The following is a 12,676-nucleotide window of genomic DNA, read 5'->3' as shown; positions in this document are numbered from 1 at the left end:
AGAGGCCACGACCATGCATCAAACGAAAGCGGTCAAGCCGATTGTCAGCTTCCAGGACGTCACCAAAAGCTACGGCAATTTCACCGTGCTCGACCATTTGAACCTGGACGTCTCGCCCGGCGAGAAAGTCGCGATCATCGGCCCCAGCGGCTCGGGGAAGTCCACGCTGTTGCGGGTCTTGATGACCCTCGAAGGCATTGATGACGGACTGATCCGCATCGAAGACGACTTGCTGACACACATGCCCAATCGCAACGGCGTGCTGGTGCCGGCCAACGACCGGCACATCCGCCGCGTGCGCGGCAAGATCGGCATGGTGTTCCAGAGTTTCAACCTGTTCCCGCACATGACGGCGTTGCAGAACGTCATCGAAGCGCCGGTGCAGGTACTGGGCATGAAAGCCGCCGAAGCACGGGAACGCGCGGCGGATCTGCTGGAATTGGTGGGGCTGGGCAGCAAGCTGGGGCATTACCCTTCGCAGTTGTCCGGTGGGCAACAACAACGGGTGGCGATTGCCCGCGCCTTGGCCATGCGGCCCAAGGTCATGCTGTTTGACGAAGTGACCTCGGCGCTCGACCCGGAACTGTGTGGCGAGGTACTCAACGTGATCCGCAAGCTCGGCGCCGAACATAACCTGACCATGCTGATGGTCACCCACCAGATGGGTTTCGCCCGGGAATTCGCCGATCGCGTGTGCTTCTTTTACAAAGGCCAGATCCACGAGCAGGGCACCCCGGCGCAGATCTTCGAACATCCGCAGCAGGAACGGACGTGTGCGTTCCTCAGTGCGGTGAAAGAGGCCAACTAAAAAGCAACACATACAAATGTGGGAGCGAGCCTGCTCGCGATGGCGGTGTATCAGTCAGCATTAACGCTATCTGACACACCGCCATCGCGAGCAAGCTCGCTCCCACAGGTTTTTTCTTACGGGTGTTATGGGTACTGCTGAACAGTGCCCGGCTGTTGCTGACCACCGTACTGCTGACCCGGAATCGCCTTGAGGTTGACCTCTACACGACGGTTCTGCGCACGGCCATTGACGTCCGCGTTGCTGGCAACCGGGTTATCCGGGCCGGCGCCACGGGCGCTCAGGTTGGTCCCGCTGACGCCTTGCGAGGTCAGGTAAGTCGCCACGCTCTGGGCACGACGCTGGGACAGGTCCATGTTGTGCTGGCGGCTACCGGTGCTGTCGGTGTAGCCGACGATTTCGATCTGGTTCTGGTTGAACTCTTTCAGCGAGCCCGCCAGGTTGTTCAGCGGTTGGTAGAAGCTCGAAGCAATGTTCGCCGAATCGGTCGCGAAGGTGATGTTACCCGGCATGATCAATTTGATCTGATCGCCCTGGCGCTGCACTTCGACACCGGTGTTGGCCATGCTGGCCCGCAGTTTTTTCTCTTGCTGGTCGGCGTAGTAGCCGTAACCGGCGGCGGAAGCACCCACCACGGCGGCGCCGATCAGCGCGCCCTTGCCACGGTTGTTGTGGTCAATGGCGGCACCCGCCAAGGCGCCGGCCAGCGCACCGAGGCCACCATACTTCGCGGTTTTGCTCATGCCAGTGGAGCCGCTATCGGCCTGACCCTGGTTGTCGTAAGGGTTGGGCGATGCGCAACCGGACAACAGCGCCACGGCAGTAGCAACAATAATCAAACGACGGGTGGTGAACATGAAGAGCTCCTACTTTTTTGCATTCTGTGGTGCAACGGACTTAAGCATCGAACCTTTGCGGGCGTTGGATCGTTTGTGCCGATAAAAATTCCGCTGGTTACAAATCAGGCCCGAACAAACGGATTCTCACGCATTTCATCGCCGAGGCGGGTATCCGGACCGTGCCCGGCCACCACCGTTGCTTCTTCGTCGAGGGTATACAAGCGCTGCTTGATGGAACGCACGATAGTCGCCTGATCGCCACCCCACAAATCCGTACGCCCTACCCCACGCTTGAACAGCGTGTCACCGGCAATCAGCAGCTTGGCGTCGGCAAACCAGAAGCTCATCGACCCCGGTGTGTGACCCGGGGTGTGCAGCGCTACGCCACAGCCGCAAGCCAACTCTTCATCATCGGCCAACCAGCGATCCGGCGACGGCACTGGCGTGTAGGGAACGCCGAACATCTGGCATTGCATTTCCAGATTGTCCCAGAGGAATTGATCTTCCTTGTGCAGGTGCAAGGTCGCGCCGGTTTTCTCCTTCAACTGCCCGGAAGCGAGGAAATGATCGAGGTGGGCATGGGTGTGGATGATGCTGACCACTTTCAGGCCCAAGGCATCGAGGCGAGCCAGGATCAACTCATGATTGCCACCCGGATCGACGACGATAGCCTTTTTCGTTACGGGATCGCCGATGATCGTGCAGTTGCACTGCAGCGGGCCGACAGGGAAGGTTTCGCGGATGAGGGCGGGCTGTTGGGACATCGGGGTCTGCTCGGTAAACGGGGACGGGCAATGTTCGCACAAATCAGTATCCCGCCAATGTCAGCGATGTGTAACGTGAAAAATTTCTTAACCCAGAACGCCCAGTTCCTTGGCTCGTGCGACGGCTTGGGTACGCCGCTCAACCCCCAGTTTGCTGTTGATGTGGCTGGCGTGGGTCTTGACGGTGTGCAGGGAAATGAACAACTGGTCGCTGATTTCCTGATTGGAACAGCCTTGGGCAATCAGTCGCAGAACCGCCAGTTCTCGTGTGCTGAGTTGTTCGGCGGCAGAGGTAGCGTCCGGTACCAGTCGGGCAGGCGCAGCGGGAAGTTTCTCTGTCAGGCTTTGTGAAACGCTGGTCGACGCGCACAGTTGCAGTTGACCACGCAACCAGTCCGGATGCCCTGCCAACAACCCTTCGAACGCTTGCAGTACGCCCCCGGCCGCAGCATCCATTGCCTGGACCAGTGCCTTGCGGGCCTCAGGCTCGCGTCCGGTGTTGAGCAACAACGAAACTTTTTGCGTCAACGCCATCGCGCTGAGCATTTGCCGACCGGATTGCTGACCCTGTTCGAGCAATGCATTCAAACGCCCTTCGGCCAGCATCGGCTGGCCCTGGATCACCTCCAGCAAGGCTTGTTGCAGTTCGATGTGCAACGGCAGCTGCGGGTGGAATTCCGGTGGCGCTGCGGCGTGCTCACCGTTGTAGGTCTGGCCCAGTCGCGCCAGCCACGCTTCGGCAAGATCGATGCGTCCCTGAGCCAGCCAGAGTTCGCATTTGACCAGGGTGATCATCGCCAGATAGTAAATCGGCGGCACGTCCCAGATGTGCATCAGCCGTTCCGCTTCGGCAAGCTCGGCAAAGGCTTTGGCAAACTCGCCACTGCCACCGTCGAGCCGGGCGATAACGCAATGGCCGATCAACACACTGATGTCGCGGCAGGCGCGGGCCTCGTTCAACCCTGCCTGCAAGCGCCCTCTCGCCGCCTGTGGTTGCAGGCGCAGCGCCAGCAGAAATCCTTCGTACAACGTCAGTCGGGCGCGGACGGCGTAGAGCCGTTGCGGTGACAAGCCTTGCAAGCGTTGCAGGCCCTGGCGAACTTCAGCGAGCGCGCGGAGGATTTCCCCACGCGCTTGCAGCACACGGGCGCGGTCGTAGTGGGCCAACGCTTCGAACAATGGATTGCCGACCCGTTGCGCCAACTCCAGAGAGTCGCGGTTCAACCCGCGCGCACGCCACAGATCGCCATCGGCAATGGCCAGGTTGGACAACGTTGAGAGACACATCAGCCGCTGGCCGTAACGCTTGCACGGAAGGCTTTCGAGCGCTTCGGTGCAATAGAGCAGCGTGAGTTCACGGTTGCCACGCCCGCGAGCGATGATGCCGCTCAAGGCCAGCCATTGCGCCAGCATCGACTTTTGCGCCGTCGCCGACGGGGCCGGCAGGAAGCGGCTCAGATGACTGGCCAGCTCTTCGGCGGCGTCCAGTTGGCAGGCCAATCCCAGCGCCCAGCTGTAGAGCACGATCAAGCGCGGCGTGCTGATCAGCAGGCTGTCGGGCAAGTCCATTTTCCAGCGCAGCAACATGCCGACATTCTGTTCAGCGAGCAGTTGTTCTTCCGAGAGGTTTTGCACCAGGTTTGCCGCGACGTCCAGATGCCCGGCGCGCAATGCCTGCTCCACCGCTTCGTCGAGTAGCCCCTGGGCATTGAACCAGCGACAGGCGCGCAGATGCAGGGTGGCGGCCGGAACCATCGTCTGCGCGGTGGGACGGGTCCGCAACAAGTCGGAGAACAGGTGGTGATAACGAAACCAGTGGCCATGCTCGTCCAGCGGCACCAGGAACACCTGGTGCGCCGCCAGGAAACGCAGGATCTCAGCACTGTCATGGGCGTCGCGAACGGCGTCGCACAACTCACTGCAGAAACGTTCCTGAGGGGCGGTGTCGTAGAGAAAAGCCTGGACCTCGGGGGGCAGGCAATCGATGACTTCCTCAAGCAGATAATCGCGAATCAGCCCTTCCCCCCCGTGCAACGCCTGGGGCAATGCGCCGTCTGTGCCGGCCTCGGACGCCGCCAGCAGCCAGAATCGCAAGCCGGCGACCCAGCCTTCGCTGCGCTGGATGAGGTTTTCCATCGCCTCGCCGCGCAGTGAGCTGCTGTGCCGGTCGAGCAGGCTCAGGGCTTCATCGTGGGTTAGACGCAGATCCTGTTCGTGCAACTCAAGCAGTTGTCGCGACAGGCGAAGCCGCGCCAGATGCCAGTCCGGGCGCTGGCGGCTGGTGACCATCACCAGCAATCCATCGGGAAGATGATTGAGGAAAAACTGCAGGCATCGGTCCAGAACGGGCCCCTGCGCCAGATGATAATCATCCAGCACCAGCAGCAGTGGCGCCTCATTCGACAAGTGCTCGGCCAGCTCATCGAGCAAGCCGTCCAGCCATTCTTCGAAGGCGAACGGTTGATGGCGCTGGCGCATTTTCAGCAAGCCGAGGGATTGACCGCCCAACTGCGGAAAAAAATCTTGAAGACCTTCGAGCAGTCGCTCGAGGAATCGCCCTGGATCACTGTCGCGCGGGCTCAGGCCCAGCCAGAGACTTTGCCAATGAACCGGCAACGACTGACAGAACTCCACCGCCAAAGAACTTTTTCCGAACCCCGCTGGTGCGCTGACCAACAGCAACCTGCCACCGAGACCCGCACTCAGGCGCTCGCACAGTCGAGGTCGCAGCACATGGCCGTCGGGCAATGGCGGTCGGAAAAAACGCGCGTCCAGCGCAGCGACAGCGACGCTTGCAGGACCGGGTGATGGGGACAGATCAGTCATGGCCGGCTCTTGTTTGAATTGCGGGTGGCGGCGTTGCAGATGTCCGCAGACTAGCTGTAAACGAAGAGGTAATGAAGGTTATTGCTACAAATGGCTACAAAAAGTCTACGAACGAAAGATCGCAGCCTCGTCTCACTCGACAGCGCCTACAGGTTCTGTGTTGATGAAATTCTGTGGGAGCCGGCAAGCCGGCTCCTGCAGGTATTGCGTAAACGCAAAAAAAAACGCCCCGAACCAGTCGGGGCGTTTCTTGAGGATGCGGCCTCTTTTCAGTGCCGTTTAGCGAACACCATCCTGACGCAATGCAGCCGGGGTGAAGTCGCTGGTGGTGGCTGTGAAGCCGAAGTCATACGCGGACTTCTCTTCGTTCTTCATGCCCAGCGCCAGGTAACGGCCCGATTGCAAGTCATACAGGGTTTCGAGGGCATACCAAGGCACTTGCTTGTCGTAGTAGTTCTCGGCATGGGCCTCGGCAACGCGCCACAGTTGACCGCGACCGTCGTAGTGATCGATCACCGCCGCTTGCCAGGTGTCTTCGTCGATGTAGAAGTCACGCTTGGCGTAAATGTGGCGCTGACCTTCCTTCAGGGTTGCAACCACATGCCAGACGCGACGCAGCTCGTAACGAGCCAGGTCCTGGTTGATGTGACCGGCCTTGATGATGTCGGCGTACTTGAGCTTCGGATCGTCGAGCTTGTAGGCGTCGGAGGCGATGTACATCTCTTTCTTGCCTTCGAGCTTCCAGTCATAGCGGTCCGGAGCACCGTTGTACATGTCCAGGTTGTCGGAGGTACGCAGGCCGTCGGCAGCGGTACCCGGGCCGTCATAGGACACTTGTGGCGCACGACGCACGCGACGCTGACCGGCGTTGTAGACCCACGCCGAACGCGGCTCCTTCACCTGGTCGAGGGTTTCGTGCACCAGCAGCACACCACCGGCCAGACGTGCCGGGGCGGTCACTTTCTGCTTGAAGTAGAACAGGATGTTGCCCGGGTTCGCCGGATCATAGTCCTTCATCTTGTCGCGGAACACGAACTGGTCCTGGAAGTACACCAGGCTGAACGAGCCGTTCGGCTGTGGCGTGGCCTGGGTGACCAGACGGGTCACGCTACCACCGCGATAACGGGTGATGTGGTTCCAGATGACTTCAACACCGCTCTTCGGAATCGGGAACGGAATGGCGGTTTCGAAGTTTTCCAGGCCGTTGCCGCCGGACACCAGCTTGGTGTTGGTGGCGTTCTTCTTGATGGCGGCGAACACGTCATCCGGCACGGTAGCGCCGCGATGGGACGGGTATACCGGCATCTTGAAGGTTTCCGGGTAGCGCTTGAACATCGCGTACTGGCCCGGCGCGAGCTTTGCCTTGTACTGGTCGACGTTCTGCGCCGTGATGGTGAACAGCGGTTTTTCACCCGGATACGGATCGGACAGGAAGCCTTTGCTGTCGACAGTACCGGCGTTTTTCGGCAGTGGTTTCCAGGCCGGGATCGAACCGTCGGCATTACCGGCCATTTCGGCACCCATCGGGGTCAGGCTCTTGCCCAGCTTGTCCGCTTCGGCCGCAGGGACCGCCGCCATGACTCCGGTCGCCAACAGCGAAAGCCCCAGGACACCGACGTGGAACAGACTCTTGGTTATTTTCATATTTGTGTTCGTCCTGAAAATACAGTGCTTAGAAGTTCACGCCGAAGCTGAGCGCAACGAAGTCGCGGTCATCCACAGTGGTGTACTTGCCGTCGAAGAAGTTGGTGTACGCCAGGCTTGCGGTGTAGGTGTTCTGGTACTCGGCATCAACACCCAGGCTGACCGCTTTACGACCTTCCTCGAAGTTGCCGCCAGGACCAGGCGAGTAACCGTCGACGTCGTGGGACCAGGCCACGTTCGGCTTGAGGTTCACACCGGCGAACACGTCGTTGTATTCCCAGATGGCACGACCGCGATAACCCCAGGAAGTGGCAGTGGTGAAGCCATCGTCGTTGCAATTGCGGTTGAGGTTGTTGGTCGGCGTACCAGGACCGGCGCCGGCGATGGTGCTGGCGTTAAGTGCCTGGCAGGTATTCTGGCCACCGGTAGCCGGCAGTTCACCCGGACCGTAGACCGGATCGCGGCCATAACGAACGTCGGAGGTGCTTTCCAGGCCGCCAACGTGGGTTACGCCCACTTCGCCCACCAGGGTCAGACGGCTGGCGCCCATGACCTGATCGAAGAAGTGCGTCAGGGTGGTCTGGAACTGGGTGATTTCCTTGCGGCGATAACCGTGCAGGTCCGAACCCGGTGGCGCGGAGAGCAACGAAGCGTTGGTCAACGCGCCGCCCAACGGACGAACGCCAGCGAACAGGATGTCGGTGGAGTTGAGCTGCACCGGTGCGTTCGGACGGTAGCTGATTTCACCGCTCCACGCCGTACCGGTAGGCAAGGTGGTGGAGAAGCTCAGGCCATACAGGCGGATGTCTTCCGGATACTCGATAAAGTAGTTCGAGTTACCCGCGACAATCAGCGGCGCCAGAGCACGCAACTGCGCCGGCAAGGCTGCAACACCTGCGAAGGTCGACGCTGGAGCACCGGTGGCGCTGAAGATCGGCGCACGGCTGTGATAGTTCATGAAGTAGGCACCGAACTCGGTGTCCAGCGGGTCAAACATGTACTTGAGAGACGCGCCCCACTGGCCGCTGTCGCGCGCATCGCGATCCGGACCACGGCGTACCAGCACACCTTCGTTGTCCACGTCGACGCCCAGTCGGGTCAGTGTAGGCAATGCAGCGGCCGGAATGGTCGAACGCTTGTTCAGCACGCGCAGATTATTGTCGCAACCGTCGGCAACGATGTCCGGCTGGGAGAAGAAAGTGCCGCAGTTGTCGACGACGGTCTGGTCCCATTCGATCTGGTAAAAGGCTTCAGCCGACAGGTTGTCGGTGAGGCTCTGGGACACGTAGAACATGTTGACCGGGATCAGGCCTTCCTTGATTTCGGCGCCTGGACGACGGAACGCGGACACGTCGATCGGGTTGATCGAGTTGATGCCGCTGCCGATGAAAGTACTTTCACCCCAGCTCACTACTTGCTTGCCCAGACGAACCGAACCCGGCTGATCGGCAATCGAGTAGTTGTGGTAAACGAATGCATCGAGGATCTGGCCGCCAGCGGACTTGGCGCCTTCCTTGCGGTTGCTGTCGCTGATGTCCTTGAACGGACGGCTTTCGTCCTTGAGTTCAAAGTCGTACCAGTATTTGCCACGGACGAACACGCCGGTGTCGCCGTACTTCAACTCAAGGTCATGGATACCCTTGAAGATCTTCGAGAAGGTCTCACCGCTCTTGAAGTTCAGGTGACCGTCATCGGAGGTCTGGGACAGGCCACGGCCGCCGTTGTTGACGCCGATGAGGTTCTTGTTGGCGCTTTCAGTAGACCAGCTCGCACCGATCGACAGCGAAGAGTCGAACTGACCTTCGATTTCACCAACGTTGAAACTGACGCCGAATGCAGGCCCGGCGAGCGTAGAGGCAAGGCTGACGGCCAAAGGCAGTTTAGCCCGGCGCCAGAACTGGTTTACTGATGTCATCGACGCTACTCCATGTGCATTTTATTGTTATGGCAGTGAGCACTTTTAAAAACGCTTGGATAACAGGGAGCCATGGCATCCCAAAGTCACTCCAAAGTTGCATCGCCCCGGTTTGTGCGTTTGCCCCGTTCTTAAAAATCCTTGAGCGGACTATAGCCAGCAGGTAGTAGTGCTTGATCCCTCTAAAGTGTGATTTGCAGCTGCCAGCCACTCTGGAACAGTCCTTTGCCAAGCCGACACCTGTCGGCACGGCAAGGATGGCTGAAAATTCAGATTTGACAAGGCAAGCGCTTGCTTGGTGGGGTTGGCGTGCCTTTTCGGCACGCCAGAAGACACTTAAAGCGTCGAGAGGAAGGTGCTATTGGTGGCCTGCCATTCGGTGATGTCGACGCGAATTTTCTTCTTGTCGAGCTTGCCGACGCTGGTCTTGGGAATTTCAGTAACAAGGGCGATTTGACTCGGGATCGCCCACTTGCTCAGGTGCCCCAGTTCGACAAATGGCTTGAGGTGTTCCTTGAGTTCCCGGGCCCCAATCACATGGCCTTCACGGACCACCAGCAAGGCAAACGGACGCTCGCCCCACTGCGGGTCGGCAATCCCCACCACTGCTACTTCGCGTACCGCTACGTGGCGACTGATCAGGTCTTCCAGGTCCAGGGAGGAGATCCATTCGCCGCCAGTCTTGATCACGTCCTTGATCCGGTCACGAATATCGATCACGCCCATGCTGTCGAGCGTGGCCACGTCACCGGTATGCAGCCAGCCCCCGGCCCAGAGCTCGGCGCCCTTCTGCGGTTCGTTGAAATAGCCTTCGGTGAGCCATGGCGCGCGCAGTACCAACTCCCCTTGGGTTTCGCCATCGGCCGGCAGGAATTTGCCCTCGGCATCGACAATGGCGGCTTCCACCAATGGCCCGGGCACACCGGCCTTGATCCGGTAGGTGGTGCGTTCATCCTCGCTGCCGGCCATCAGCTCGTCGTTGAGGTGCGCACAGGACACCAGTGGCCCGGTTTCCGACATGCCATAGGCGGCGGTCAGCTGGATACCCCGGGCCTTGGCGGCTTCGTACAGCGAACGGTTCAGCGCGCTGCCACCAATGACGATTTTCCAGCCACCGAAGTCGGTGTTTTGCGCCGCCTTGGCGTTGAGGACCATTTGCAGAATGGTGGGTACACAGTGCGAGAAGGAGACCTTTTCCTTGCACCACAGCTCCACCAGGAATTCCGGGTCATAGCGGCCGGGGTAAACCTGTTTAAGCCCGAGCATGGTCGCCACATAGGGCAGTCCCCAGGCATGCACGTGGAACATCGGGGTGATCGGCATGTACACGTCGTTGGTGCCCAACAGACGCACGCTGTCGATGGCGCCCATGATCGTCGACACGCCCATGGTGTGCAGCACCAGTTGCCGATGGGTGAAGTACACGCCCTTGGGATTGCCCGTGGTGCCAGTGGTGTAGAACGTGGTCGCCACTGAGTTTTCGTCGAAGTCCTGGAAGTCGTATTGCGGGCTCGCGGCGGCCAGCAACTGCTCATACTCGCCGACGAGATTGGGCAGGTCTGCGGTTTTTTCCGGCAGGTCGGTCAACAGCAGGGTTTTCTCGACTGTGGTCAGGTGTCCGGCAATCGCGTTGTAGAGGCCCACGAACTCGCTGTTGACCAGCACAAAGCGGTCCACGGCGTGGTTCATGGTGTAGAGGATCTGTTCCGGCGAGAGACGCACGTTGATGGTGTGGATCACCGCTCCGATCATTGGAATGGCGAACATGCATTCCAGGTAACGATGGCTGTCCCAATCCATGACCGCCACGGTGTCCCCGGGCTTGACCCCGGCGGCCGTCAATACGTTGGCCAGCCGCGCGACCCGTTCGATCAGGGTCGGATAGCTGTAGCGCAACTGGTCGCGGTAAACGATCTCGCGGGTTTTCTCATAACGCGCGCCGGACATGAGCAACCGTTTGATCAGCAGCGGATACTGGTAAGCGCCTTCGGCTGGGGGGATAACGCGTGTCTGCAACATAAGAATCCCTTTTCTGACTGCACGGTCGTGGCTGTTAAGTACGCACTGTAGTGCGCCTGAACGCCCGCCAAATCAGCCAAAGGAATGATTTGCAGAGCCGCGCAAATGCTAGCGTTGCGCCAGCATTTGCGGGTAAATGAGGAGCTGCCGAAGCCTGCTCCTGCAAAGGATCAGTGCATCTCGGTAAACGCCAGCTTGACGCCGATTGCGACCAGCACCGCCCCCATCGTCCGGTCGAACCAGTGGCCCATGCGGGCGAAACCGGCGCGCACCCGTTGCTGGCTGAACAACATGGCCACCAGGCAGAACCAGATCGCCGTCGCCGCCGCCAGGTAAACACCATAACCGGCTTGCACCGCCAGCGGCGTATGCGGATTGATGACCACGGTGAACAGCGACAGGAAGAACAGCGTAGCTTTCGGGTTCAGACCATTGGTCACGAAACCCGAGGTGAAAGCGCCGCGGGCAGTGCGCTCGCCAGCTTCCTTGTGCAAATCGTCGGTCACCGCTTTGGCCGGCTGCGCTCGCAGCGCCTTGAAGCCGATGTACAACAGGTATGCAGCGGCGGCCCATTTCAAGGCGTTGAACAGCACGATTGATTGAGACACGATGAGGCCGATGCCCAGCAGCGAATACCCTACATGCAGGAAAATCGCCGAACCAACGCCCAGCGCTGTCCAGGTGCCGGCGCGACGACCGTGGGTCACGCTCTCACGCACCACCACGGCGAAGTCAGGCCCGGGGCTGGCCACGGCCAGCAGGTGGATGAGGGCAACGGTCAAGAACTCGGTCCAGTACATGGGGGCTCCTTCAGGCCAAGCGTAACTATTTATTTCATCTGGTAGGCTCGGCAGATTACGCCTTCAGTTCATTGCACAAAAGGTACAGTTGATGACGAACACTCGCCGCGCCGTTTTCCTCGACCATCCGTCCCTCGATCTGGGTGACCTCGATCTCAGCCCGCTACGCGATTGCTTCAGCGAGTTGCAACTGTATCCCCAGACACTGCCGGATCAAGTGATCGAGCATCTCAAGGGCGCTACCGTGGCAATCAGCAACAAAATCCTCATCGATGCCGCGGCCATGGCGGCGAGCCCCGAGCTGAAGCTGATCCTGATCACTGCCACCGGCACCAACAACGTCGATCTCGCGGCCGCGCGGGCCCACGGCATTACCGTGTGCAACTGTCAGGGCTACGGCACGCCGTCGGTGGCGCAACACACCCTCATGCTGCTGCTCAACCTGGCGACGCGCCTGGCCGACTATCAGAAAGCCGTGGGTGAAGGTCGCTGGCAGCAAGCCAGGCAGTTCTGCCTGCTGGACTACCCGATCGTCGAACTGGAAGGCAAAACCCTCGGTTTGCTCGGCCACGGCGAATTGGGCGGTGCGGTCGCACGGCTGGCTGAAGCCTTTGGCATGCGCGTGTTGCTGGGCCAGATCCCGGGGCGCCCTGCCCGCCCGGATCGTTTACCACTGGACGAACTGCTGCCGCAAATCGACGCGTTGACCCTGCACTGCCCGCTCAACGAGCACACCCGCCATTTCATTGGGGCCCGTGAACTGGCCTCGATGAAACCCGGCGCGTTCGTGGTCAACACCGCTCGCGGCGGCCTGATCGACGAACAGGCCCTGGCCGATGCATTGCGCAATGGCCACCTCGGCGGCGCCGCTACCGACGTGCTCAGTGTCGAGCCGCCGGTCAACGGCAATCCATTGCTGGCCAACGACATCCCACGCTTGATCGTCACCCCGCACAACGCCTGGGGCAGTCGCGAGGCGCGTCAACGCATCGTCGGCCAAGTGACTGAAAACGCCCTCGGGTACTTCAGCGGTAAGGCGCTGCGGGTCGTCAGTTGATAGA

The 12,676-nt window shown here is 60.2% G+C and carries 9 protein-coding genes; 2 read left to right on the top strand and 7 right to left on the bottom strand.

Going from position 1 to position 12,676, the window contains the following annotated elements; all coding sequences use genetic code 11:
* Positions 1-13 precede the first annotated feature (13 nt).
* A complete protein-coding gene (gene ehuA, locus KHO07_RS04855) occupies positions 14-808 on the top strand; it encodes an ectoine/hydroxyectoine ABC transporter ATP-binding protein EhuA (protein WP_244858300.1) in 795 nt (264 codons plus the stop codon).
* A gap of 125 nt (positions 809-933) precedes the next feature.
* Here the strand turns inward: ehuA and KHO07_RS04850 are convergent, their stop codons facing one another.
* From KHO07_RS04850 to KHO07_RS04820, 7 genes are all read right to left on the bottom strand, one after another.
* A complete protein-coding gene (locus KHO07_RS04850; protein ID WP_150733878.1) occupies positions 934-1,665 on the bottom strand; it encodes an OmpA family protein in 732 nt (243 codons plus the stop codon).
* 104 nt (positions 1,666-1,769) lie between these two features.
* Positions 1,770-2,411, bottom strand: a complete 642-nt coding sequence (locus KHO07_RS04845; protein WP_075945654.1) for an MBL fold metallo-hydrolase — start codon at positions 2,409-2,411, stop codon at positions 1,770-1,772.
* A gap of 87 nt (positions 2,412-2,498) precedes the next feature.
* Positions 2,499-5,237 carry a LuxR C-terminal-related transcriptional regulator gene (locus tag KHO07_RS04840; RefSeq protein ID WP_212626588.1) on the bottom strand — a complete coding sequence of 913 codons (2,739 nt, stop codon included), beginning with the start codon at positions 5,235-5,237 and terminating at the stop codon, positions 2,499-2,501.
* Positions 5,238-5,516: 279 nt separating this feature from the next.
* Positions 5,517-6,881 (bottom strand): DUF1329 domain-containing protein, encoded by a 1,365-nt coding sequence (locus KHO07_RS04835; protein WP_150733881.1) that lies wholly within the window; start codon positions 6,879-6,881, stop codon positions 5,517-5,519.
* A gap of 28 nt (positions 6,882-6,909) precedes the next feature.
* Complete coding sequence (locus KHO07_RS04830) at positions 6,910-8,796, bottom strand: DUF1302 domain-containing protein (protein ID WP_150733882.1); 1,887 nt, start codon at positions 8,794-8,796, stop codon at positions 6,910-6,912.
* Between the two features lie 336 nt (positions 8,797-9,132).
* Complete coding sequence (locus tag KHO07_RS04825; RefSeq protein ID WP_212626587.1) at positions 9,133-10,815, bottom strand: fatty acid--CoA ligase; 1,683 nt, start codon at positions 10,813-10,815, stop codon at positions 9,133-9,135.
* A gap of 170 nt (positions 10,816-10,985) precedes the next feature.
* Entirely contained in the window at positions 10,986-11,615 is a 630-nt protein-coding gene (locus KHO07_RS04820) for a LysE family transporter (RefSeq protein WP_150733884.1), read from the bottom strand.
* Positions 11,616-11,706: 91 nt separating this feature from the next.
* Here KHO07_RS04820 and KHO07_RS04815 point away from each other — a divergent pair, with 91 nt between their 5' ends.
* Entirely contained in the window at positions 11,707-12,672 is a 966-nt protein-coding gene (locus tag KHO07_RS04815; RefSeq protein WP_150733885.1) for a 2-hydroxyacid dehydrogenase, read from the top strand.
* The last annotated feature ends 4 nt before the right edge of the window (positions 12,673-12,676 follow it).

The organism is Pseudomonas sp. PP3 (assembly GCF_905336995.1).
Taxonomy (GTDB): Bacteria; Pseudomonadota; Gammaproteobacteria; order Pseudomonadales; family Pseudomonadaceae; genus Aquipseudomonas; species Aquipseudomonas reinekei.
The sequence above is the reverse complement of the archived record's forward strand: the minus strand, read 5'-3'. Positions and strand labels throughout refer to the sequence as shown.